This window comes from Curtobacterium sp. MCLR17_036 (assembly GCF_003234445.2).
Classification (GTDB): Bacteria; Actinomycetota; Actinomycetes; order Actinomycetales; family Microbacteriaceae; genus Curtobacterium.
In genome coordinates this window covers 944,620-968,358 of record NZ_CP126269.1, presented here as the reverse complement: position 1 = coordinate 968,358, position 23,739 = coordinate 944,620, and the positions used below count along the sequence as shown (strand labels likewise).

Genomic DNA, 23,739 nt, shown 5'->3' with positions numbered 1-23,739 from the left:
GTCCAGCCGGTCGGGTGGCCGGTCCCGCCGCCTCGGTACCCTGGTGCGGTGACCGACACCACCGACACGACCGCCGACCGTCCGACCGCCGCGTGGGGCCACGGCCTCGCGACGATCGCCGCCGACGGCACGACGCTCGACACCTGGTACCCGGAGACGCACCTCGGCGCCGTGCCCGCCGACGCCACGTTCCCCGCGGAACTGCAGGCCCACGTCGGCGAGGACCCCCGCCGCGAGGTCCGCATCGAAGCGGTCACCACCGCCATCTCGATCGACGCCGCTCCGGCGAGCACCCCCGACGCCTACCTGCGCCTGCACCTGCTCAGCCACCTGCACGTGCAGCCGAACGCCGTCAACCTCGACGGGGTCTTCGGGCACCTGCCGATCGTTGCCTGGACGAACGCGGGCCCGGTCCACCCGGACGCCCTCACCCGCCTGCGCCCAGCGCTGCAGCGCGCCGGCATCGCCGTGCACGCGGTCGACAAGTTCCCCCGCCTGCTCGACTACGTCGTCCCGGACCGCGTGCGCATCGCCGACGCGAACCGGGTCCGCCTCGGCGCGCACCTCGCCCCCGGCACCACCGTCATGCACGAGGGCTTCGTGAACTTCAACGCCGGCACCCTCGGCGACGCGATGATCGAGGGCCGTGTCTCCCAGGGCGTCGTCGTCGGCAACGGCACCGACATCGGCGGCGGGGCATCGATCATGGGCACGCTCTCCGGCGGCGGGACGCACCGCGTCTCCCTCGGCGAGCGTGCACTGCTCGGTGCGAACGCCGGCCTCGGCATCTCGCTCGGCGACGACTCGGTGGTCGAGGCCGGCCTCTACGTCACCGCGGGCACGAAGGTCGTGCTCGTCGGCGCCGCCCCGAACCCCGACGGCACCCCGCGGACCGTCAAGGCCGCCGAGCTCTCCGGCGCCCCGAACGTGCTGTTCCGCCGCAACAGCCTGACCGGCGCCGTCGAGGCCCTGCAGCGCGCGGGCGAGGGCATCCAGCTCAACACGGCGCTGCACGCCTAGCCCGCCCGGCCGGGACGCACTCGCCCGTCCGGCCGGCAGCCCGGCGCGAGTGGTCGCAACCTGCCGTGCGTGTCCCCCCAGGGTGCACGTCCTGTCGCCTGGAGCACGCTCGGGCGACAGTTCGTGCCCACTCGACCCCGCGGTCGGCACTCCATCTCCCCCGGCCCCGAGCGGGCGAAATGCCCGGGTGCGCTCGCTCCGTGACCCGCACGTTCCGCCCGCTCGACCGACGGACCCTCGGATCGCCGGCCACCCCGAGCGCCCGTGCCCCGCGAGCGGGCGGAATGCCGGACTCTTCTGCACGACCACCCGGGTCTTTCGCCCGCTCGACCGACGGGCACTCGGATCGCCGGCCATCACGACCGCCAGGGCCCCGCGAGCGGGCGGAATGCCGGACTCTTCTGCACGGCCACCCGGGTCTTTCGCCCGCTCGACCGGCGGGCCCCCGGATCACCGGCCCTGCCGAACGCCCGGACCCCGCGAGCGGGCAGAATGCCGGACTCTTTTGCACGGCCACCCGGGTCTTTCGTCCGCTCGCCCGACGAGCCCCCGGATCACCGGCCCTGCCGATCGCCCAACCCTGCGAGCGGGCGGACTGCCCGAGTCATCTGTATGGTCACCCGGGTGTTCCGCCCGCTCGAGCGGCCGCGAGCGCGCACGTCGATCCCGGCCGAGCACGGGGCGCCGCGAGTGGCCGAGCCCCGAGCGCCGCGAGCGGGCGAAAGGCCCGAGCGCACCCGGCCGGCGACCCGGTTCTTTCGCCCGTTCGCGCGGCCGGAGCCCGGGGCAGGGTGGGATGGAACGGCACGGCACGGCACGGCACGGAACGGCACGGACGGCACGGCACGGCACGGCACGGCACGGAACGGCACGCACAGCACGGCACGGCACGGACGGCACGAGGGACGCGCCCCCACACGGACGAACGCCCCGCCCCACAAAACCGTGGGACGGGGCGTTCGCGGTCGGTCAGCGCTTCGGGACCTCGCGCTCCGGGGCTCCGACGTAGAGCTGCTGCGGGCGACCGATCTTGTTCTGCGGGTCGTTGTTCAGCTCGCGCCACTGTGCGATCCACCCGGGCAGGCGGCCGATCGCGAAGAGCACGGTGAACATGCGGGGCGGGAAGCCCATCGCCTTGTAGATGATGCCCGTGTAGAAGTCGACGTTCGGGTAGAGCTTGCGGCTGACGAAGTACTCGTCCTCCAGCGCGATCTGCTCGAGCTCCATCGCGATGTCGAGCAGGTCGTCCTGCACGCCGAGGGACTCGAGGACCTCGTGCGCGGACTCCTTGACGAGCTTGGCGCGGGGGTCGTAGTTCTTGTAGACCCGGTGTCCGAAGCCCATGAGCTTGACGCCCTGCTCCTTGTTCTTCACCCGCTCGACGAAGCGCGACACCGGCTCGCCGGAGTCCTTGATCTGCTGCAGCATCTCGAGCACGGCCTCGTTCGCGCCGCCGTGCAGCGGGCCGTACAGGGCGTTGATGCCGGCCGAGATCGACGCGAACATGTTCGCCTTCGTCGACCCCACGAGCCGGACCGTCGACGTCGAGGCGTTCTGCTCGTGGTCCTCGTGCAGGATGAGCAGGCGCTCGAGGGCCTTCGAGAGCACCGGGTTCGGCTGGTACGTCTCGGCCATCGTGCCGAAGTTGAGCCGCAGGAAGTTGTCGACGAACGACAGCGAGTTGTCCGGGTACAGGAACGCCTGCCCGATGGCCTTCTTGTGCGCGTAGGCGGCGATGACGGGCAGCTTCGCGAGGAGCCGGACGGTCTGCAGCTCGACCTTCTCGGGGTCGTCGACGTCCATGTCGTCCTCGTAGTAGGTCGACAGGGCGCTCACGGCGCTCGACAGCACCGACATCGGGTGCGCGGAGTGCGGCAGGGCGTCGAACAGTCGGCGCAGGTCCTCGTGCAGCAGGGTGTGCCGACGGATGCGGGCGTCGAAGGCCTCAAGCTCGGCGGGGCTGGGCAGCTCGCCGTAGATGAGGAGCCAGGCGACCTCGAGGTACGTGCAGTTCGCCGCGACCTGGTCGATCGGGTAGCCGCGGTAGCGCAGGATCCCCTGGTCGCCGTCGATGTAGGTGATGGCACTGCGGGTGGCCCCGGTGTTCACGAACCCGTAGTCGAGCGTGTTGAGCCCGGTCTGCTTCTTGAGGCTCGCGATGTCGATCGCCGAGGCACCGTCGACGCTGCGCAGGATCGGGAACTCTGCCGAGCCCCCGGGGTACGTCAACGTGGCGGTCTCGGTCGCCTGCTCGGCGGTCGGACTCACGGGGACGGGCGTCGTGGGCGGTGTGGCCGTCTTCTGAGCGTCATTGGCAGTGTCAGTCACGAGGACAGCCTAATCGCGGCGTCTGTCGCTCGTGTACACATCCGAGGTCACGACTTGGTGGGCACCACCGGTTGCGTTCCGGCTCGTGACGGGTGCCTCGGACGCCCGCCGTGCTACGCCGCGCCGAGTCGGCGGCTGCTGGCCAGGCGCTGCGCCGCGGCGGCGATGCGCTCGTCGGTCGCGGTGAGCGCCACGCGGACGTGCTCGCCCCCGGCCACGCCGTAGAACGTGCCCGGGGCGACGAGGATGCCGTGGTCGGCCAGCCAGGAGACGGTGTCGAGTGCGGGCTCGCCACGGGTCGCCCATAGGTAGAGGCCCGCCTCGCTGTGGTCGATGCGGAAGCCGGCGTCCTCGAGTGCCCGTCGGAGCATGTTCCGCCGTGCGCGGTACCGGGCCTTCTGCTGCTGCACGTGCGTCTCGTCCTGCAGCGTGACGACCATCGCCTGCTGCACGGGCAGCGGCGGCATGAGTCCCGCGTGCTTCCGCACGGTGAGGACGTCGGCGAGGATCGCTGCGTCACCCGCGACGAAGGCCGCACGGTAGCCGGCGAGGTTCGACTGCTTCGAGAGCGAGTAGACGCTGAGCACGCCGTCGAGCGAGTCACCGACGACCCGCGGGTCGAGGATCGTGGGGGTGGGCGTCGTGGCGTACTCGTCGTCCCACCCGAGTTCGGCGTAGCACTCGTCGCCGACGATGACGGCGCCGAGCTCGCGCGCACGGGTCACCGCGGCCCGCAGGGCGTCGATCGTGAGCACGCGACCGTCGGGGTTGCCCGGGGAGTTCAGCCAGACGAGCTTCGTCGTCTCCGGCCAGGAGGCCGGGTCGTCGGAGGCCAACGCGTCCGCGCCGACCAGGGCCGCGCCGAGCTCGTAGGTCGGGTAGGCCGCGGCGGGGAACACGACCGTGTCGCCCCGTCCGACACCGAGCCACAGGGCGAGGCCGGCGATGAACTCCTTCGAGCCGATCGTCGGCAGGGTGTGCGCCTCGGTCAGCTCGACGCCGTGTCGGCGGCCGTACCAGTCGGCGATGGCCTGGCGCAGTGCCGGGGTGCCCGCGACCTGCGGGTACGCGTGCGCGTCGGTGGCCGCGGACAGCGCGGTGCGGACGACCTCGGGGGTCGGGTCGACGGGCGAGCCGACGCTGAGGTCGACGATGCCGCCCTCGTACGCTGCGGCGCGCTGCTTGAACGGGACGAGCTGGTCCCAGGGGAAGTCGGGGAGGTCGAGCGCCACGTGGCCGGTCCCGCTCAGGCGCGCGGGGGCTGGGCCATGACGACCGGGTGGTCCTTGTGGATCACACCGACCTTCGCGGCGCCGCCGGGAGAACCGATCTCCTGGAAGAACTCGACGTTCGCCTTGTAGTAGTCCGCCCACTCGTCGGGCAGGTCGTCCTCGTAGTAGATGGCCTCGACGGGGCACACCGGCTCGCACGCACCGCAGTCGACGCACTCGTCGGGGTGGATGTAGAGCGACCGGTCGCCCTCGTAGATGCAGTCGACGGGGCATTCGTCGATGCAGGCGCGGTCCTTGACGTCGACACAGGGCTGGGCGATCACGTAGGTCACGGTTCGGGTGCTCCCTTCGACGAGCGGGTCCGAGTCTACTCGGCGGCGCTGGTCGTCCGTGACCGCAGCCCGGACAGGTCCGGCCAGGCCAGCACGAGCGCGGCGATGACGGCCGGGGCGAACGTCCAGACGTACCCGGCGGCGTTCGCGAGCACGAGGGGCGAGCTCTGGCCGCCGACGGACACCAGCACCTGGGTCGCGACGATGACCCCGATGCCGATGGCCGCGACCATGGCGCGGGACCGGTACACGAGCCGGACGCCGACGGTCAGGCCGACGACGATCAGGGTGGTGAGCACCATGCCGATCGGGAACGACCCCACCGTCTGCTGGTGCGTCACCGTGCCGAGGCCGCCCGTGACGGCGCCGAGCACGAACGCGACGACGACGGCCGTCGCCTTGCCCTGGCCGGTCATCTCGGCGTAGGTCTGCGGGGCGGCCGGCTCCGGGTCGGCGTCGTAGCGGTACGCCTCGACCGCGGGCGCGTGCTGCCGGACGCCGTGCGGCATCACCCACGACAGGTTGCCGGGGTCGGCGCGGTCCTCGGGGTCGACCGTGACCTGCGAGCGGTACTGCTCGACGGCGGCGCGGACCTTCGCACGGACCGGCAGGACGTCGACGGTCAGGTCGGCGTCGCCGCCGTCCGGGTCGACGATCATCGAGAACGGGACCTCCTCGGCCCGGGCGGCGTGCCGCGCGGCGTGGTGCACCCGGACGTGGTCCGGGTGGCCGTACCCGCCGTCGTCGGCATAGCTCACGACGGCGTCGGCCCCGGTGGAGCGGATCGCCGCGCGGACGTCGTCGACGACCTCGCCGAGATCGGCCGCGGTGAGCGAGTCGGCCGGGGCGTCCTCCGCCGCGGTGGCCCGGCCGTCCGGACCCCACTGCATGCCGGAGTCGACGTAGCGGCGCTCCGGCAGGTCGGTCGGGCGTGCACCCGGTCCGCCGAGCCACAGGTGGGACGGCCCGCCGAGGGCGGCGAGTGCCGCGGCGATCTCGGTCTCCCGGTGCCGGGCGACCCGTGGGCCGTCGCCGGCGAGCGGTGCGAGCTGCGCCGTGAGCATCTCGCCGCGTTCCCCCCGGGTCGCGGTGAGGACGGTCACGCGTGCGCCGCGCTCGAGCAGCGTGGCGATCGTCCCACCGGACGCGAGCGTCTCGTCGTCGGGGTGGGCGTGCACGAAGAGGACGTGCTCGGGACGGGTGACGGGGGCCTTCGACATCGCACCCAGGGTACGGGACTACCGGGGTGTGACGATGTACGTCGCGGTCGCTCCCGCGCCGCCGTCCCCGCTGTCCGAGAACGTGAGCACGACGCGGTACCCGTCGCTGCGGAACATGCCGAACGCACTCGACGAGTCCGCTCGCTTCGCGGACTCGGTGAACCCGGCGTCGGCCAGCTGCTGCACCGCGGCGGTGAAGTCGTCGACGGACGCGGCGCGGACCTGCACGACCCAGCCGGAGCCGTTCGGCCCCGCTCCCCCGCCGAGGACGGTGCCGTCGACGAGCGGCACCCCGGCCGACGGGAACCCGTCCGGCACCTTGCCGTCCGAGGTCACGTCCGCACCCTTGAGCGCAGTGTCGAGCGCACCGTCGATGCCGCCCGCCACCTGGGACATGCCGTCCTGGATGGCGGCCCCGTCGATGCCCCGCACGCCCTCGGCCACGTCGGACGCGACCGAGGAACCGAGGTCGGTGGCCTGGCGTACGGCCTCGGACGAGCACCCGGTGAGTCCGGCCAGGGCGATGCCGGCAGCGACGGCGGCGATCAGCGGGGTACGGAGAGAACGCATGTCGCGACCGTAACGGAGCATCCGGGAGGCCCGGCGTGAGTCCCCTGGGAACGTCCTGCCGCGCTGTGGCCGGTTCCGCCCGCTCGCGTGGTCAGCCCTCCCGCGCACGGGTGGCCGTTCCGCGCGTGGGGAGCAGAACCGCGCGTGGGAAGCAGATCCGCGCGTAGGAAGCAGAACCGCGCGTGGCAAGCAGAACCGCGCGTGGGAGGGCGGTTGGTCTGGCCCCCTACGCGCGGATCTGCTTCCCATGCTGCGTGCGATGGGACGGAACGCGCACGCACCGCGTCCGACGAGACGGGACGGAGCACGAGCGGACCACGCGCGCAGCGCAGCCCCGGCACGGACGAGGGCGCCGAGCGCTACCCGACGTACGCGCGGGTGGCAGCCACGAGGGCGTCGACCCCGACGGGGATCGCGGTCTCGGCCTGCGGGGCGTAGAACGGCGAGTGGTTGCTCGGGATGTCCGCGCCGCGGCGGAAGAGCTCCGGGTCGGTGATGCCCGTGAACCAGTACACGAGCGGCGCTCCGGCAGCGGTGGCGAGCTGGCCGACGTCCTCCGACGCCATGGCGAGCCCGATCTCCAGGTCGCGGGCTCCGGGCACCACGGCGCGGACCGCGTCGAGCACCCGGGCGGCGGCCTCGGCATCGTTCACCGTCACCTCGGCGCCCGGCGCGCGGGTGATCGTCGGCTCGGGCAGGCCACCCGCGGTGCTCTCGGCCCGCACGATCCGCTCGATCGAGGCGATGATGCGCGCACGGGTCTCCTCGTTGCGGGCACGCGTCGAGATCTCGATGACGGCCTGGTCGGGGATGATGTTCGCCCGGGTGCCGGCGTGGAAGCTGCCGACGGTGACGACGCCGGCGTCGCTGGGCGAGACCTCGCGTGCGACGACGGTCTGCAGTCGCACCACGGCCGAGGCCGCGGTGACGATCGGGTCGAGCGACGCCTGCGGCGCCGAGCCGTGCGCGCCCCGGCCGTTGAACGTGACGGTGAGCCGGTCGCTCGAGGCCATCACGGGTCCGGTGCCGACCGCGACGATGCCGACGGGTGCCGGGGCGGAGTGCTGACCGAGCACGACGTCGGGCTTCGGGAACCGGTCGGCCAGGCCGTCCTCGACCATCGCCCGGGCGCCGGAGATCACTTCTTCCGCGGGCTGGAAGACGGCGACGACCGTGCCGCGCCAGTCGGCCGTGGTCGCGACCAGGCGCTCCAACGTGCCGAGCAGCCACGTGACGTGGATGTCGTGGCCGCAGGCGTGCATCGTCGGGACGTCCTTGCCCTCCTCGTCGGTGCCGTGGTGCTCGCTCGCGTAGGGCAGTCCGGAGCGCTCCTGCACCGGCAGGCCGTCCATGTCGGCGCGGAGCCAGACCACGGGGCCCTCGCCGTTCGACACGACGCCGACGACACCGGTGCCGCCGACACCCGTCGTCACCTCGATCCCGCCGATCTCGGCGAGCTTCCCGGTGATGACACCGGCGGTGCGGTGCTCCTGGAAGCCGAGCTCCGGGTGGGCGTGCAGGTCCTGGTAGATCGAGAGCAGGTCGAGAGTCACGCTGACCACGGTACAACCGCGAACGGCCCGGCCACCTGTTGCAGGTGACCGGACCGTCGGACGGAGGACGGGCCTCCTGTGTGTTGCTCGTGCTGGTGCTTACGCGTCCTGGCGCTTCAGGCGGGCGTACGAGCGCTGGCGGGCCTGCGCGTCGAGCTCGACCTTGCGGATGCGGACGGCGTCGGGGGTGACCTCGACGCACTCGTCCTCGCGCGCGAACTCCAGGCACTCCTCGAGGGAGAGCTGGCGCGACGGCGTCATCGACTCGAAGGAGTCGGCGTTCGCCGAACGCATGTTCGTGAGCTTCTTCTCCTTCGTGATGTTGACGTCCATGTCGTCGGCGCGCGAGTTCTCGCCGATGACCATGCCCTCGTAGACCTCTTCGGTCGGGTTGACGAAGAACGTCATCCGCTCCTGCAGGTTCGTGATGGCGAACGGCGTGACGACGCCCGACCGGTCGGACACGATCGAGCCGTTGATGCGGGTCTGGATCGGGCCGGCCCACTCGTCGTAGCCGTGCGAGATCGCGTTCGCGATGCCGGTGCCGCGGGTCTCGGTCAGGAACGAGGTGCGGAAGCCGATGAGGCCACGCGACGGGACGATGAACTCCATGCGCACCCAGCCGGTGCCGTGGTTCGTCATGTTCTCCATGCGGCCCTTGCGGGCGGCCATGAGCTGCGTGATCGCGCCGAGGTACTCCTCCGGCGTGTCGATCGTCATGTGCTCGTACGGCTCCTGCAGCTTGCCGTTCTCGTCACGCTTCGTGACGACCTGCGGCTTGCCGACGGTGAGCTCGAAGCCCTCGCGACGCATCTGCTCGACCAGGATGGCGAGCGCGAGCTCACCACGGCCCTGGACCTCCCAGGCGTCCGGACGACCGATGTCGAGGACCTTGAGCGAGACGTTGCCGATGAGCTCGCGGTCGAGGCGCTCCTTGACCATGCGGGCGGTCAGCTTGTGGCCCTTGACCTTGCCGACGAGCGGGCTGGTGTTCGTGCCGATCGTCATCGAGATCGCCGGGTCGTCGACCGTGATGGTCGGCAGCGGGCGCACGTCCTCGGGGTCGGTCAGGGTCTCGCCGATGGTGATCGTGTCGAAGCCGGCGACGGCGACGATGTCACCGGGGCCTGCCGACTCGGCCGGGTAGCGCTCGAGCGCCTTGGTGATGAGGAGCTCGGTGATGCGGGCGTTCGCGACGGTGCCGTCGTGCTTGACCCACGCGACCGTCTGGCCCTTCTTCATCGTGCCGTGGAAGATGCGGAGCAGCGCGAGGCGGCCGAGGAACGGCGACGCGTCGAGGTTGGTGACGTGGGCCTGCAGCGGGTGCTGGTCGTCGTACTTCGGCGCGGGGACGTGCTGCAGGATCGCCTCGAACAGCGGCTCGAGGTCCTCGTTGTCGGGCAGCGAGCCGTCGGCCGGCTTGTTGCGCGACGCGGCACCGGCGCGACCCGAGGCGTAGACCACAGGGACGTCGAGGATCGCGTCGAGGTCGAGGTCGTCGACCTCGTCCGACAGGTCCGAGGCCAGGCCGAGGAGCAGGTCCTGCGACTCGGAGACGACCTCGTCGATGCGGGAGTCGGGGCGGTCCGTCTTGTTGACGAGCAGGATCACCGGGAGCTTCGCGGCGAGCGCCTTGCGGAGCACGAAGCGGGTCTGCGGCAGCGGGCCCTCGGACGCGTCGACGAGCAGGACGACACCGTCGACCATGGACAGACCGCGCTCGACCTCGCCACCGAAGTCGGCGTGGCCGGGGGTGTCGATCACGTTGATGGTGATGGGACCGTCGGAGCCGAACTCGGTCGCGTGCTTCCCGTTGTAGAGCACCGAGGTGTTCTTCGCGAGGATCGTGATGCCCTTCTCGCGCTCGAGGTCGTTCGAGTCCATCATCCGGTCCTCGCCCTCGAAGTGGGCGTCGAACGAGTTCGTCTGCGTGAGCATCGCGTCGACGAGGGTGGTCTTGCCGTGGTCGACGTGTGCCACGATGGCGACGTTGCGCAGGTCGGACCGGGTGGCGAGCGCCATACAGGACATCCTTCGATTTCTGGGTGAGTGTCGGGCCAGCGACTTGACAGCACCGCACCCGTGGGCAGAACGCCCGACACGCCAGTCTACCGGTAGTTCGCAATCGACAGGAGTACAGGGCATGAGCCGACGGCGAACGTGGGTCGAGATCACGATCGTGCTCCTGCTCTCACTCGGTGGCAGCGCGTTGTACTCGATCCTGCAGATCATCGACGACCTGTCGCAGCCGACCCCGCTCGGCGAGCAGTCGACGGCCCTCAACACCTCGTCGACGACGGTGCAGTACGTCGACCTGGCGCGGCAGCTGCTCGGGATCGCGGTGGACCTGGCCCCGGTGGCGCTCGTCTGCTACCTGCTCTGGAGCTCGTCGCGCCCGCACCTCGGCCGGCTCGGGATCGACCGGTTCCGCGTGAAGCCGGACCTCGGTGGGCCGGCGCTCATCGCCCTCTGCATCGGCGTCCCCGGCCTCGCCCTGTACTTCGCAGGGCGTGCGCTCGGCATCACGGTGGCGGTCGACCCGGCGGCGCTCAACTCCTACTGGTGGACGGTGCCCGTCCTGCTGCTCTCCGCGGTCCGGTCCGGCCTGCAGGAGGAGGTGATCGTCATCGGGTACCTGTACGCCCGGCTCGGCGACCTCGGGTGGGGCCGGTGGCAGGTGATCCTGTCGACGGCGGTGCTGCGGGGCAGCTACCACCTGTACCAGGGCTTCGGCGCGTTCGTCGGGAACGCGGTGATGGGGGTCGTGTTCGGGTGGATCTACACGACGTGGGGGCGACTGCTGCCGCTCGTCATCACGCACTGCCTGCTCGATGCCGTGGTGTTCGTCGGCTACCCCTGGGTGGCGCACGCGTTCCCGCAGCTGTTCAGCTGAGCGCCAGCGCCAGCGCCAGCGCCTGCGCCTGCGCGCCCGCACCCACGCTCGCGCCCCCGCGCCCCGGCGTCCGCGCACCCGCGCGTCCGCGCACCCGCGCGCCCGCGCGCTCGCGCGCCCGCGCGCTCGCGCGCCCGCGCTGCCGCGCACCCACGCACCCACGGGCGACCCTGAGCGCATCCACGGTGTCCGTCCAGCGCGCCGAGGGGACGTACCCGTCCGGCACCCCTACCGTGAGCGCATGAGCATCCCCGCCGTCGGCGAGCCCGCACCGGACTTCACCCTGCCCGGCATGATCGTTCGCGGTGGCGCCCGCGCGGACGACGAGTACTCGCGGACGTCCGTCGTCGGCCGTCCCCTCGTGCTCGCGTTCTACCCCGGCGACGCCACCCCGGTCTGCACCGCGCAGCTCTGCAGCTACCAGGAGGAGCTCGACGACTTCGCCGACCTCGGCGCCGTCGTGTGGGGCATCAGCCCGCAGGCGCTCGACTCGCACGAGGCCTTCGCCCGCGGCTCGTCGCTCACCTTCCCCCTGCTGAGCGACACGAGCGGCGAGGTCATCCGCGCGTACGGGGTCAACGCGCCGGGGTTGCCGCTGCGCCGCTCGGTGTTCGTCATCGGCCCGGACGGACTCGTGCGCTGGCGGCACGTCGGGCTGGTCGGCCTGCGGTTCCCGAAGGCCGAGGCGATCCGCCACCAGGTGGAGCTCCTCGTCGCCTGACCGGCACGCGGCCCGTCGGCCGGATCGCGCACGGCGATCGCGGGATCGGTGCCCGTGGGGTGTTGACACCCGAACTGGGGGCGGTGACCATTGACGTCGACGAGCGGTCCGAACTGGATCTGCCTCCCCGGGGAACCGGGTCGTCCGGAGGTACGCGCCGGTGTGTCACACCCGCTCCCCGGGCGTTCCCGGGGAGGCATCTCGTAGCCTCGTCCGGTGCACACCACGATCGTCGCCCTGGGTCTCCGCCGTCTGGCCGTCGTCCTGTGGGTCGCGGCCGTCGTCATGGTCCCGCTCGCTCTGGTCGGCGGCGGCTCGCCCTGGCTCGCCCCGATCCCGAGCATCTGCGTCGCGTTCGTCGCGTGGGCGGCACTCTGGCGCCCGCGGCTCGAGCTCACGCCCGACGCACTGCGCATCGTGGACGTCCGGCGCACCAGCGAGGTCACGTGGTCGCGCATCACGGACGTGCGGACGAAGTACGGCATCGAGGTGGTGACCAGCGAGGGCGTCCGCCGCGTCTGGATCGCCACCCGCCCGACGGCGCGGCTCGCCGTGCTCGGGACGGGGACCGACGCCCGGTCGGGAGGCACGGATCGCCTCGACGTCGACGCTGCGGCTGCGCGCATCCGGGCCCGGGTACCCGCGCCGGTCCGTCAGGACGGCCCGCCCCCGGCGACCGTGACGGCTGCGCCGATCACGCACCGCGTCCACGGCTGGACCGTCCTGGCGCTCGTGGTGCTCGGCGTCGCGGCGTCCCTCGCCGCGGCACGGCTGTGAGTGCCCGACGACGAACGACACCCCCGACGTCGTGTGACGTCGGGGGTGTCGTCGCGGGTCGTGCGACCGGTGGCTACTCGGTGTAACCCACGTCCTGCCACTTCACCGAGGACTGCTGGAACTGCGAGGGACCGTAGTTCACCAGGTCCTTCCGCACCCCCCAGGCGTAGGGCTCGGCGAACAGCGGGATGGTGCCGGCGACGGCGACGATCTTCTTGTCGATCTCCTGCGCGTCCTTGATGCGGGCATCGACGTCGAGCTCACCGTTGGCGGTGTCCCAGGCCTCGCCGAGCGAGTCGTCGGTGACACCGGTGTAGTTCTGACCGGCGTCGGCGGGGTAGTAGATCGACTTCAGCGACGAGATCGGGAACGGCGTGCCCTGCCACGCGAAGTACGTGGCGTCGAAGTCACGCGTCGTCGTGGTGATGTACTTCGTGAAGAAGTCGTCGGTCGGGACGGTGTCGATGGTGACCTTGAAGCCGGCCGCCTTCGTCTGCTGCTGCACGAGCTGCGCGACGTTGGCCGAGTTCGGGTTGTCCGACGGGATCACGAAGCGGACCTCGAGCGCCTTGCCGCCCTTCGTGGCGTAGCCGTCGGAGCCGATCGTGTAGCCGGCGTCCTCGAGCTTCTTCTTCGCCTTGGCGGTGTCGTAGCCGTAGACGCTCGTCACGTCGTCCTCGTAGCCCTTCTGGCCGGGCAGGAACGTCAGGTTGTTCAGCACGTCACCGGGGCTCTTGACCGGGGACAGGATGGCCTGGGCCAGCACCTTGCGGTTGATGGCCTGCGCGAAGGCCTGACGGACCTCCTGGTCCTTGAAGACGTCCGAGGTGCCGTTGAGCGTGATCTGGCGCTGCGTGGTGCCGAGCGAGCGCTCGATCTTCGAGTCGGAGCGCGAGTTGGCGGTCTTGAAGTTGTCGGCGCTGCCGTTCAGGTTGAACGCGTCGAGCTCCTTGTTGCCGTAGGCCTGTGCGACGCCGTCGCGCGACACCGTCTTGAAGACGATGGTGTCCAGCTTGCCCGGGTCGCCCCACCACTTGCTGTTCTTCTCGAAGGTCACGACGCCACCGTTGGCGTCGAAGGACTTGAGGATGTACGGGCCACCGGAGACGTAGGTCTTCCCGTCGGCCTCGTAGGGGCCCTTGGCCCACGCCTTGTTGAAGTGGTCGGGGGTGTCGACGGCCCAGTAGGGGTAGATCGCGGTGAAGACGCTCGCCCAGTCGGCGTTCGTCTTCGAGAAGGTGACGATGACGTCACGCTCGTCGGAACCCTGCTTGACCGAGTCGACGTCCTCCCAGACGTTGGTGGCCAGCGGTGCGAAGGCCTTGTCCGAGCCGTTCAGCGCCTTCCAGTTGGCGATGACGTCCTTCGCGGACAGCGGCGTCCCGTCGGACCAGACGGCCTTCGGGTTGATCTTGATCTCCACGGTCTGCGGGGAGTCCTTCGTCAGCTCGATCGAGTCGACGTAGTCCTTGTTCGCCTCCCACTCGCCGTTCTCCTTGAACTGGATGAAGCTCGGCAGGTAAGTCTGCGAGATCGTGGTGTCGTCCACGGTCCCCGAGTCCAGGTTGAGCAGCTGCCAGTTGGCCGGAGCCGAGTCGATCGGCAGGGTGATCGACCCGCCGTCCTTGACGTCGGCGCGGTCCGCGACGGTCCAACCCGTCGACTTCAGCGACGACTCGGCGACCGGGGAGCTGCTGTTGCCAGCACTCCCGCCGCCGGAGCAGCCGGCCAGGACGACGACGGCAGCCGCCGCGGTGGCGAGCACACCGATGCCCTTGATCCTCTTTCGCATGGCGAGGATTCCCTTTCGTGTGGTTCGCGCCGGAGCGCTGGAACGCGACCGACCCCCGGCCGTCACGTCTGTTGGTTGAGAACCCTAGTCACATCCGAAGGCTCTGCAAGGGCCTGTGCCGTGAATCGAAACATGCTCGTAACGAATGTTGCATAACGTCACTTCCGTTGTCCCACCCGCCTGCCCGGACCGGCTAACCTGTCGCCACCGACAACGCCGTCCGGTCGGACGGCCGTACCCCACGAGGTCACACGAATGCTTGCCTTCATCGCGAAGCGGATCGTCAACTACGTCATCCTGACGATCGTGGCGACCACCCTCGGCTACATCCTCGCCAGCACGACGCTCAACCCGGCGGCCCGGTTCCTCGGCCGCAACCCGGCGGTCCCGCAGGGCACGATCGACGCGTCGCTGCAGAAGCTCGGCGCCGATCCGGGGACCCCGCTGATCGTCCGCACGTGGGACTGGTGGGTCGGCCTCGTGACCCACGGTTCGCTCGGGCTCAGCACGCGCGGCACCGAGGTCACGGCCGACATCATCGCCCGGTCCGGCACGAGCCTGCGGCTCCTCGTCATCGGCAGCCTGCTCGGTGCGCTCCTCGGCGTGCTGCTCGGTGTCTGGAACGCCGTCCGGCAGTACCGCGCGTCGGACCAGGTGTCGACGTACCTGTCCTTCGCCGTCCTCGCGACGCCGACCTTCGTGATCGCCGTCGTGCTCATGATCCTGACGACCGCCCTGAACCAGGGCCTCGGTGTGCAGGCCATCCGGTTCACCGGCGAGTACACCCCGGGGGTGACCGGGTTCTTCCCGGTGCTCGGCGACCGGCTGGTGCACCTGTTGTTGCCGACGATCTCGTTGACGGTCGGCGCCGTCGCGTCGTACTCCCGCTACCAGCGCTCCGCGATGCTCGACGTGCTCTCGAACGACTTCATCCGGACCGCGCGCTCGAAGGGCCGGACGCGGGGGTCGGCCATCATGCGGCACGGCGTCCGCGTCGCGCTCATCCCGATGTCCACCTTCTTCGCGTACTCGTTCGGACTCATCCTGACCGGCGCGAGCATCACCGAGCTCGTGTTCAGCTGGCACGGCATGGGCGAGTACTTCATCACGAGCATCACCAACAACGACATCAACGCGGCGTCGGGCACGATCCTCTTCACGGCGATCCTCGTGCTCATCGCAGGGACCCTCGCGGACCTGCTGTACGCCGCGCTCGACCCGCGAGTGAGGGTGTGACCCATGTCCGTACTCGACCCCACGACCACGACCACCGCCGGTGACCCCGGCGATGGCTCGGCCGGCGAGCCGGCGCACGTCATCGAGGTGACGGGCGGGCGCACACCGCTCTGGCGCAAGGTCTTCCGCACCTGGCGGGCGCGGATCGGCGGCGGCGCCCTGCTGCTCATCCTGCTCTGGGCCTTCGTCGGCCCGTCCCTGTACCACTGGAACGCCGTCGACTCCGACGGGCTCGCGTTCGGCATGCCGCCGAGCGCCGCGCACTGGTTCGGCACGAACGACATCGGCCAGGACATCTACGCGCAGACCCTGGTCGGCCTGCAGAAGTCGCTGCTCATCGGCCTCATCGCCGGTCCGGCCGCCACCCTCATCGCCGGCATCGTCGGTGCGATCGCGGGCTACTTCGGCGGGTTCATCGACCGCGCCCTCGTCTGGGGCATCGACCTGCTGCTCGTCATCCCCTCCTTCTACGCACTCGTGCTCCTCAGCCCGGTGTTCAAGAACCTCAGCTGGTTGGCGCTCATCATCGGCCTGGCGATCTTCGGCTGGATGATCATGGCCCGCGTGATCCGTGGTCAGACGATGTCCCTGCGCGAACGCGACTACGTGAAGGCCGCCCGGTTCATGGGTGTGCCCTCGTTCACGATCATCCGTCGGCACATCCTGCCGAACGTCGCGTCGCTGCTCATCATCGACGCCACGCTCGGCGTCGGCGCGATGATCCTGGCGGAGAGCTCGCTGAGCTTCTTCGGCTTCGGCATCCAGGTGCCGGACGTGTCCCTCGGCACGCTCCTCGCCGCCGGCAGCCAGTCCGCCGTCACCCGCCCGTGGCTCTTCGTCCTGCCCGCCGCGACCCTCGTCGCGACCGTGCTCTCGACCAGCCTGCTCGGCGACGCCCTGCGCGACGCCATCGACCCGACCTCCGGAGCCAACCGTGACTGAGCCGCTGCTGACCGTCTCCGATCTCTCGGTCACGTTCAACCCGAAGACGAAGCCCGTCTACGCCGTCCGCGGGGTCGACTACTCGGTGGCGCCCGGGGAGTTCCTCGGCATCGTCGGCGAGTCCGGCTCCGGCAAGTCGGTGTCCTCGATGGCCGTGATGGGGCTGCTGCCGTCGTCCGCCCACGTCACCGGGAGCATCCGCTTCGACGGCCAGGAGCTCCTCGGCCAGAACGACCGCGAGCTGTCGCGCCTGCGCGGTCGGGACATCGCGATGGTGTTCCAGGACCCGCTCTCGGCACTGACGCCCGTGTACACGATCGGGCAGCAGATCATCGAGGGCCTCCGTCTGCACGACCGCGCCCTCACGCAGCACGCCGCACGCGTGCGCGCCGAGGAGCTGCTCCGCGTCGTCGGCATCCCGAACCCGGCCCGCCGGCTCGACGCGTTCCCGCACGAGTTCTCCGGCGGCATGCGCCAGCGGGCGATGATCGCGATCGCCATCGCGAACGACCCGAAGCTCATCATCGCCGACGAGCCGACGACCGCCCTCGACGTGACGATCCAGGCACAGGTCCTCGACGTCCTGCAGACCGCGAAGGACATGACCGGCGCCGCCGTCGTCCTCATCACGCACGACCTCGGCGTCGTCGCCGGCAACGCGGACCGCGTCGCCGTGATGTACGCGGGCCGGATCGTCGAGACCGCCCCGGTCGAGCCGCTGTTCCGCGAGCCGGTGATGCCGTACACGATCGGGCTGCTCCGCTCGATGCCGAACATGACCGCGGCGCGCACCGAACGGCTCGTCCCCCTCGAGGGCCGGCCGCCGCTGCTCACCGCGAAGCCGACCGGTTGCCCCTTCGCCGACCGCTGCCCCGCCGTCCTCGACGCCTGCCGCGAGGGCGAGCCGGCACTGGTCGCCCCGACCGTCCCGCAGAGCGGCGACAACCCGGTGCTCACCGGCGCCGTGCCGACGATCGGCAACGGCACCCTGCTCGACGAGCACACCGCCGCGTGCATCCGGCGCGACGAGATCGCCGCCGGCACCCTCGAGCGCTCGGAGATCTTCCCCCGCCCCGAGGACGTCCCCGAGTCGACCATCGACCACGGCGACGACGTCGTGCTCGAGCTCACCGACGTGGTGAAGACGTTCCCGCTCACGAAGGGCGCGCTCTTCCGCCGGCAGATCGGCGAGGTGCACGCCGTGGACGGCATCTCCCTCACCCTGAAGCGCGGTCAGGTCCTCGGCCTGGTCGGCGAGTCCGGCTGCGGCAAGACGACCACCATCATGGAGATCCTCGAGCTCGCCGGTGCCCAGCAGGGCACCATCCGGGTGAACGGGGTGGACACCGCGTCGCTGTCGAAGAGCGACCGTCGATCGCTCCGCAGTGACATCCAGGTCGTCTTCCAGGACCCGATGGCGTCGATCGACCCGCGCCTGGACATCGGCTCGGTGATCGGCGAACCGCTCACCGTGCACGGGGTGGCGAAGGACGAGATCCGTCGCCGGGTGCGCGAGGCCCTCGAACTCGTGGGCCTCGAACCGAGCTACATCGACCGGTACCCGCACGAGTTCTCCGGCGGGCAGCGCCAGCGCATCGGCATCGCCCGGGCGCTCATCGTCGAGCCGAAGATCCTCGTGCTCGACGAGCCGGTCTCCGCGCTCGACGTCTCCGTGCAGGCCGGCGTCATCAACCTGCTCGAGGACCTCAAGCACCGGCTCGGACTGTCCTACCTGTTCGTCGCGCACGACCTGTCCGTTGTGCGGCACATCGCCGACGACGTCGCCGTGATGTACCTCGGCCGCATCGTCGAGTACGGCGACGGCGACCGGGTGTTCTCGGACCCGCAGCACCCGTACACCCGTGCGCTGCTGTCCGCGGTGCCCGTGCCGGACCCCTCGGCCGAGGCGGCGCGTGGCCGGATCCTGCTCGAGGGCGACCTGCCCTCGCCCACCGAACGCATCGACGGCTGCCGCTTCCGCACGCGCTGCCCGCTCTACCAGCTGCTCGACGAGGGCCGCCAGGAGCAGTGCCGCACCGTGGACCCGCGCCTGCAGGACGTGCACGGCCGCGGGGTCGCGTGCATCCAGACCGACCAGGAGCACCTGCTCACCGAGCGGGTCGGCGCGGTCGTCTAGGCGTCGGCCCAGGGTCCCGGGCGGAGCACCCGACATCTTCTGCTCACGAAGCGGGGCGGCGGACGCACGGACCCGGACGGGAGGCGCCCCCCCCCCCCCCCCCTTCCGCCGCGTCGGATGCTGAGCAGAAAACGTCGGGTCGGCGCCGCGCACCCGACATCTTCTGCTCACGAAGCGGGACCGCACACGCGGCACCGGCCGGGAGGCCCGCCTCCCGTCCGCCGCGTCGGATGCTGAGCAGAAAACGTCGGGTCGGCGCCGCGCATCCGACACCTCCTGCTCACGAAGCGGGACCGCACACACGGCACCGGCCGGGAGGCCCGCCTCCCGTCCGCCGCGTCGGATGCTGAGCAGAAAAGGTCGGGTCCGGGCAGCGCACCCGACACCTCCTGCTCACGAAGCGGGACCGCACACGCGGCACCGGACGGGAGGCCCGCCTCCCGTCCGCCACGTCGGATGCTGAGCAGAAACGGCCGGGTCCGGGCCGCGCACCCGACACCTCCTGCTCACGAAGCGGAACCGCACACGCGGCACCGGACGGGAGGCCCGCCTCCAGTTCATCACGCCGGATGCTGAGCAGAAACGGTCGGGTCCGGGCCGCGCACCCGACACCTCCTGCTCACGAAGCGGGGCAGTGGACGCGCGCGAGCGACGGACGGGAGGCCCGGTGCCAGCTGGCACCGGGCCTCCCGTCCGTCCGTGGTCGCGGAGGCGAGCGCCTCAGCTGCCGAGGGTCACGGCGAGCAGCGAGACCACCAGCAGGGCCAGCGCGACGGCGCCGGCCACGAGCGCAGGGCGGTCCCAGCCGCGGACCACGTCGCCGGCGGCGGCGGCGCGCCGCTCAGACCAGCGGTCGAGCAGGACGGTCATCTCGTCGGGCTGTCGGAGCACGGCGCGTTCGCCGCGCTTCGCCGGCTTCGGCCGGGGCAGCGACGGCCCGCCCCAGCACTGCACGCGACGGCCGGAGGTCGTCTCGACGACGATCTGCCAGCGGAGCCGCACGTCGGCGACCGCCGCCCACGGCACCACCGTGCGCCGGAGCGGGTTGACGACCGTGACGGCCGCGTCGTCGATGCGGATGTGCGGCCGGTACGTCAGGACCCAGAGGACCCAGACGAGGACGACGATCGGTCCGAGCGCACGGAGCACGACGTCCCAGCTGCCGCGGACGCCCGCGTCGACGAGCAGGAAGGCGCCCAGGACGGCGACGAGGCCGGACGCCACCGCTCCCCCGCGACCACTGCGCAGGGTGACGGGGCGACCGGCCTCGTTGGTGTCCAGGTGGATCAGCGTCCGAACTCGAACCCGGCGCCGGGGATGGCGGCCAGGAGGTCCTTCGTGTACTGCTCCTTCGGGTCGGCGAAGACCTCGTCGGTCGTCGCCTTCTCGACGATCTGTCCACGGCGCATGACGCACACGTTGTCCGCGACGAGGCGGACGACCGCGAGGTCGTGCGTGATGAACAGGTACGTCAGCCCGAGCTCGGTCTGCAGTTCGGTGAGCAGGTCGAGGATCTGCCCCTGCACGAGCACGTCGAGCGCGGAGACGGCCTCGTCGAGGACGATGACGTCGGGCTTCAGCGCGAGCGCACGGGCGACGGCGATGCGCTGCCGCTGTCCGCCCGAGAGCTCGTTCGGGTAGCGGTTCACCATCGACTTCGGCAGGGCGACCTGGTCGAGCAGCTCGAGCACCCGCGCGCGGCGGGACGCCTTGTCGCCGACCTTGTGCGTGGACAGCGGCTCGGCGATCGTGTTCCCGACGTTGTACATCGGGTCCAGCGAGCCGTACGGGTCCTGGAAGACGGGCTGCACGCGTCGACGGAAGTCGAAGAGCGCCTTGCCCTTCAGCGCGCCGATGTCGGTGCCGTCGAACTGCACGGTGCCGCTCGTGATGCTCTCGAGCTGCAGGACGAGCTTCGCCACGGTCGACTTGCCCGAACCCGACTCGCCGACGAGCGCCGTGGTGGTGCCCTTCGGGATCGCGAACGACACGTCGTCGACGGCCTTCAGCTCGCGCGACGCGAGGTTCTTGCCGCGCAGCTTGTAGACCTTCTGCAGGTTCTTGACCACGATGAGGTCCTCGGCCGGGCGGTGCTCGCGCTCCTGTGCCCGGGCGATGAGCTCGGCGTCGTCGCTGCCGACGTCGGCGATCGAGATCTGCTCGTGCTGCACCTTCGACTGGATGCGACGGCTGGCCAGCGACGGGGCCGCCGCGACCAGGCGCTGCGTGTACGGGTGCTGCGGGTTGGCGAGGATCTCCTTGGAGGGACCCGCCTCGACGACCTGGCCCTTGTACATCACGACGAGCTTCTCGGCGCGCTCGGCGGCGAGGCCGAGGTCGTGCGTGATGAACAGCACGCTCGTGCCGTAGTCGCGCGTCAGGGTCTCGAGGTGGTCGAGGATGACGCGCTGCACGGTGACGTCGAGCGCACTCGTCGGCTCGTCGGCGATGAGCAGCTGCGGGCGGCTCGACAGACCGATGCCGATGAGCACGCGCTGCCGCATGCCGCCGGAGAACTCGTGCGGGTACTGCTTGAGGCGGTTCGCGGCGTCGCCGAGGCCCGCCTCCTTCAGGACCTCGATGGCACGCTCCCGGACGGCCTTCTTGCCGGTGGCCTGCCCGTTGGCGCGGATGGCCTCTTCCACCTGGAAGCCGATCGACCACAGCGGGTTGAGGTTCGACATCGGGTCCTGCGGGACGTAGCCGATCTCCTTCCCGCGGATCTCCGACATCTCCTTGTCGCTCAGCCCGACGAGCTCGCGCCCGTTGAACTTGATCGACCCGCCGGTCACCTGGCCGGTGCCGGGCAGGAGCTTGATGATCGCCTGGGCGCTGGTCGACTTGCCCGAGCCGGACTCGCCGACGACGGCGAGGCGCTCGCCCTGCTCGAGGGTGAGGTTGACGCCGCGGACGGCCTGGACGAGTCCGCTCTGGGTCCGGAAGCCGACCTGCAGGTCGGTGATCTCGAGGAGCGGAGCGCCCTCGGCGCCGGCGCGCCGGGTGTTGGGATCGGTGAGCGTTCCGGTCATCGACGGGCCCTCGCCTTCGGGTCGAGTGCGTCGCGGACCACGTCGCCGAGGAGCAGGAACGCGAGCACGGTGATGGACAGGGCGGCCGACGGCCAGAAGATCGTCGACGGCGTCGTGCGGATGGACGTCTGCGCGGTGCCGATGTCGAGGCCCCAGCTGAGCGCGGAGTCGGGCAGGCCGATGCCGAGGAACGACAGGGTCGCCTCGGCCACGATGAACGTGCCGAGCGAGACGGTCGCGACGACGATGACCGGCGCGAGTGCGTTCGGGATGACGTGGCGGACGAGCGTGGTGAACCGGCCGACGCCGAGCGCGGCCGAGGCCATCACGTAGTCGGACTGCTTCGCACTGAGCACGGCACCGCGCATGATGCGGGCGATCTGCGGCCAGGCGAACGCCGCGAGCACCAGGGCCACCGTGATGGCGTTCCGGGCCGGGATCACCGACATGATGACGATCGCGCCGAGGATGGTCGGGATCGAGAAGAAGATGTCCGCGATGCGGGACACGATCGTGTCGATCCAACCGCCGTAGAAACCGGCGATGGCACCGACGACGATGCCGACGATCGAGACCAGCAGCGTCGCGACGAGACCGACGATGACCGAGTTCCGGGCGCCCCAGATGGTGCGCGAGAACACGTCGTAGCCCTGGCGGTTGTAGCCGAGGATGTGCCCGGGCTCCGGGCCCTCGTTGCTCTTCGCCAGGGTCGCGGCGCGCGGGTCGACGTGCGTGAACAGCCCGGGGAAGACCGCCACGACGAGGACGAGCAGGATGAGGATCGCGGACACCCAGAACATCGGTCGGGTGCGCATCGCGTCCCACGCGTCGGTCCAGGTGGAGCGGGTCTTCTCGTCCTCGTTGACCTGGTCGACCGCCTGGAGCGGGGTCTCCTCGATCGGGGCGACGTAGTGCGTCGCCGAACGGGGTGCGGCGTTACTTGGCATAGCGGATCCTCGGGTCCAGGACGGCGTAGAGCAGGTCGACCAGGAGGTTGGCGAGCATGAAGATGATGACCATCACGGCGACGAACGACACGACCGTGGGGCCCTCGCCGAGCTTGACGGCGCGGAAGACCGTGCCGCCGACACCGTTGATGTTGAAGATGCCCTCGGTGACGACCGCACCGACCATCAGGCTGCCGATGTCGACGCCGAGGTAGGTCACCACGGGGATGAGCGAGTTGCGGAAGATGTGCACCCCGATCACCCGTCGCCGCGGCAGGCCCTTGGCCGTCGCGGTGCGGACGAAGTCGGCACTCGTGTTCTCGGCGACGCTCGCACGGGTCAGGCGGACGATGTACGCGAAGGACACCGACGCCAGGACGATCGCGGGCAGGACGAGCTCGGACCACGGTGCGTCACCGGACACGGTCACGCGGAACAGGCCGAGGTTGATGCCGAGCACGTACTGCAGCAGGAAGCCGACGACGAAGGTCGGCACCGAGATGAGCAGCAGGCTCACGACGAGCGCGGTGGCGTCGAACAGCTTGCCCTTGCGGAGGCCGGCGATGATACCGACGACGATGCCGGCGACCGACTCGAAGACGAGCGCGAGGATCGCGAGGCGCGCGGTGATCGGGAACGCCTGGGCGAGCTGCGAGCTGACCGGAAGACCCGAGTACGTCAGGCCGAGGTCACCGCGGAACACGCCGCCGATCCAGAGCAGGTACTGCACCAGGAAGGGCTTGTCGAGGTTGTACTGCTGGCGCAGCTGCTCGATCACCTGCGGCGACGGCTGTCGGTCGCCGAACAGCGCGGCGATCGGGTCGCCGGGCAGCGAGAAGACCATGAAGTAGATGAGGAACGTGGCCCCGAAGAACACGGGGATGAGTTGCAGGAGGCGCTTGCCGAGGTACCAGAGCATCAGATCCCTGCCCGGTCCGGAGCGATGTCGATCAGGTTCATGTCGTGTGGGGTGGACGGTCCGAGGGTCGGCACGGGTGTCCGGTGCGGGC

Annotated in this window: 19 protein-coding genes; 7 read left to right on the top strand and 12 right to left on the bottom strand. The window is 70.7% G+C overall.

The annotated features are described in order from the left end of the window. Nucleotides 1-48 precede the first annotated feature (48 nt). Nucleotides 49-1,020, top strand: coding sequence for a 2,3,4,5-tetrahydropyridine-2,6-dicarboxylate N-succinyltransferase (gene dapD, locus DEI99_RS04565; RefSeq protein ID WP_111041104.1), 972 nt, complete (start codon nt 49-51; stop codon nt 1,018-1,020). A 969-nt stretch (nt 1,021-1,989) separates the two neighbouring features. On the opposite strand, the gene DEI99_RS04560 is transcribed toward dapD, so the two are convergent. From DEI99_RS04560 to typA, 7 genes are all read right to left on the bottom strand, one after another. Further along, nucleotides 1,990-3,288, bottom strand: coding sequence for a citrate synthase (locus DEI99_RS04560; protein WP_111041103.1), 1,299 nt, complete (start codon nt 3,286-3,288; stop codon nt 1,990-1,992). Nucleotides 3,289-3,461: 173 nt separating this feature from the next. Continuing rightward, the gene (dapC, locus tag DEI99_RS04555; protein WP_111041102.1) at nt 3,462-4,580 is read right to left on the bottom strand and encodes a succinyldiaminopimelate transaminase; all 1,119 of its coding nucleotides are present in this window, start codon (nt 4,578-4,580) and stop codon (nt 3,462-3,464) included. A 14-nt stretch (nt 4,581-4,594) separates the two neighbouring features. After that, nucleotides 4,595-4,912: a ferredoxin gene (gene fdxA, locus DEI99_RS04550; protein WP_071263377.1), complete on the bottom strand. Its 318-nt coding sequence runs from the start codon at nt 4,910-4,912 to the stop codon at nt 4,595-4,597. A gap of 35 nt (nt 4,913-4,947) precedes the next feature. Next, nucleotides 4,948-6,132 carry a PIG-L family deacetylase gene (locus DEI99_RS04545; protein WP_111041101.1) on the bottom strand — a complete coding sequence of 395 codons (1,185 nt, stop codon included), beginning with the start codon at nt 6,130-6,132 and terminating at the stop codon, nt 4,948-4,950. 18 nt (nt 6,133-6,150) lie between these two features. Next, complete coding sequence (locus DEI99_RS04540; RefSeq protein ID WP_146247070.1) at nt 6,151-6,702, bottom strand: hypothetical protein; 552 nt, start codon at nt 6,700-6,702, stop codon at nt 6,151-6,153. Nucleotides 6,703-7,061: 359 nt separating this feature from the next. Next, a complete protein-coding gene (locus tag DEI99_RS04535) occupies nt 7,062-8,255 on the bottom strand; it encodes an amidohydrolase (RefSeq protein WP_181434373.1) in 1,194 nt (397 codons plus the stop codon). A gap of 99 nt (nt 8,256-8,354) precedes the next feature. Continuing rightward, entirely contained in the window at nt 8,355-10,277 is a 1,923-nt protein-coding gene (typA, locus tag DEI99_RS04530) for a translational GTPase TypA (RefSeq protein WP_071263385.1), read from the bottom strand. A gap of 121 nt (nt 10,278-10,398) precedes the next feature. Between typA and DEI99_RS04525 the strand changes: the two genes are divergently transcribed. The 3 genes from DEI99_RS04525 to DEI99_RS04515 all read left to right on the top strand — a co-directional run bounded on the left by DEI99_RS04525 (nt 10,399) and on the right by DEI99_RS04515 (nt 12,646). Beyond that, entirely contained in the window at nt 10,399-11,148 is a 750-nt protein-coding gene (locus DEI99_RS04525) for a CPBP family intramembrane glutamic endopeptidase (RefSeq protein ID WP_111041098.1), read from the top strand. A gap of 241 nt (nt 11,149-11,389) precedes the next feature. Next, nucleotides 11,390-11,869, top strand: a complete 480-nt coding sequence (locus DEI99_RS04520) for a peroxiredoxin (RefSeq protein WP_111041097.1) — start codon at nt 11,390-11,392, stop codon at nt 11,867-11,869. Between the two features lie 216 nt (nt 11,870-12,085). Next, nucleotides 12,086-12,646, top strand: a complete 561-nt coding sequence (locus DEI99_RS04515) for a PH domain-containing protein (RefSeq protein ID WP_111041096.1) — start codon at nt 12,086-12,088, stop codon at nt 12,644-12,646. Between the two features lie 73 nt (nt 12,647-12,719). On the opposite strand, the gene DEI99_RS04510 is transcribed toward DEI99_RS04515, so the two are convergent. Further along, on the bottom strand, nt 12,720-14,438 hold the full coding sequence (locus DEI99_RS04510) for an ABC transporter family substrate-binding protein (protein WP_111041095.1): 1,719 nt from the start codon (nt 14,436-14,438) through the stop codon (nt 12,720-12,722). Between the two features lie 255 nt (nt 14,439-14,693). Here DEI99_RS04510 and DEI99_RS04505 point away from each other — a divergent pair, with 255 nt between their 5' ends. From DEI99_RS04505 to DEI99_RS04495, 3 genes are read left to right on the top strand one after another with little or no spacing between them, the layout of a single operon-like run. Continuing rightward, complete coding sequence (locus DEI99_RS04505; RefSeq protein WP_071263395.1) at nt 14,694-15,674, top strand: ABC transporter permease; 981 nt, start codon at nt 14,694-14,696, stop codon at nt 15,672-15,674. A gap of 3 nt (nt 15,675-15,677) precedes the next feature. Further along, on the top strand, nt 15,678-16,616 hold the full coding sequence (locus DEI99_RS04500) for an ABC transporter permease (protein ID WP_111041094.1): 939 nt from the start codon (nt 15,678-15,680) through the stop codon (nt 16,614-16,616). Then, complete coding sequence (locus DEI99_RS04495; protein WP_071263404.1) at nt 16,609-18,753, top strand: ABC transporter ATP-binding protein; 2,145 nt, start codon at nt 16,609-16,611, stop codon at nt 18,751-18,753. The genes DEI99_RS04500 and DEI99_RS04495 overlap by 8 nt, the downstream gene beginning before the upstream one ends. A 720-nt stretch (nt 18,754-19,473) precedes the next feature. On the opposite strand, the gene DEI99_RS04490 is transcribed toward DEI99_RS04495, so the two are convergent. From DEI99_RS04490 to DEI99_RS04475, 4 genes are all read right to left on the bottom strand, one after another. Beyond that, entirely contained in the window at nt 19,474-19,977 is a 504-nt protein-coding gene (locus DEI99_RS04490) for a PH domain-containing protein (protein WP_111041093.1), read from the bottom strand. A 62-nt stretch (nt 19,978-20,039) separates the two neighbouring features. Further along, nucleotides 20,040-21,782: a dipeptide ABC transporter ATP-binding protein gene (locus tag DEI99_RS04485; RefSeq protein ID WP_111041092.1), complete on the bottom strand. Its 1,743-nt coding sequence runs from the start codon at nt 21,780-21,782 to the stop codon at nt 20,040-20,042. Continuing rightward, complete coding sequence (locus DEI99_RS04480; RefSeq protein ID WP_111041091.1) at nt 21,779-22,729, bottom strand: ABC transporter permease; 951 nt, start codon at nt 22,727-22,729, stop codon at nt 21,779-21,781. Before DEI99_RS04480 ends, DEI99_RS04485 begins: the two co-directional genes overlap by 4 nt. After that, nucleotides 22,719-23,648, bottom strand: coding sequence for an ABC transporter permease (locus tag DEI99_RS04475; RefSeq protein WP_111041090.1), 930 nt, complete (start codon nt 23,646-23,648; stop codon nt 22,719-22,721). The genes DEI99_RS04480 and DEI99_RS04475 overlap by 11 nt, the downstream gene beginning before the upstream one ends. Nucleotides 23,649-23,739 lie beyond the last annotated feature (91 nt).

Coding starts and splice junctions, on each gene's coding strand:
- DEI99_RS04545 (WP_111041101.1), bottom strand. CDS start 6,132: ATGTCGAAGGCCCCCGTCACCCGTCCCGAGCACGTCCTCTTCGTGCAC.
- DEI99_RS04540 (WP_146247070.1), bottom strand. CDS start 6,702: ATGCGTTCTCTCCGTACCCCGCTGATCGCCGCCGTCGCTGCCGGCATC.
- typA (WP_071263385.1), bottom strand. CDS start 10,277: ATGGCGCTCGCCACCCGGTCCGACCTGCGCAACGTCGCCATCGTGGCA.
- DEI99_RS04525 (WP_111041098.1), top strand. CDS start 10,399: ATGAGCCGACGGCGAACGTGGGTCGAGATCACGATCGTGCTCCTGCTC.
- DEI99_RS04520 (WP_111041097.1), top strand. CDS start 11,390: ATGAGCATCCCCGCCGTCGGCGAGCCCGCACCGGACTTCACCCTGCCC.
- DEI99_RS04510 (WP_111041095.1), bottom strand. CDS start 14,438: ATGCGAAAGAGGATCAAGGGCATCGGTGTGCTCGCCACCGCGGCGGCT.
- DEI99_RS04505 (WP_071263395.1), top strand. CDS start 14,694: ATGCTTGCCTTCATCGCGAAGCGGATCGTCAACTACGTCATCCTGACG.
- DEI99_RS04500 (WP_111041094.1), top strand. CDS start 15,678: ATGTCCGTACTCGACCCCACGACCACGACCACCGCCGGTGACCCCGGC.
- DEI99_RS04485 (WP_111041092.1), bottom strand. CDS start 21,782: ATGACCGGAACGCTCACCGATCCCAACACCCGGCGCGCCGGCGCCGAG.
- DEI99_RS04480 (WP_111041091.1), bottom strand. CDS start 22,729: ATGCCAAGTAACGCCGCACCCCGTTCGGCGACGCACTACGTCGCCCCG.
- DEI99_RS04475 (WP_111041090.1), bottom strand. CDS start 23,648: ATGCTCTGGTACCTCGGCAAGCGCCTCCTGCAACTCATCCCCGTGTTC.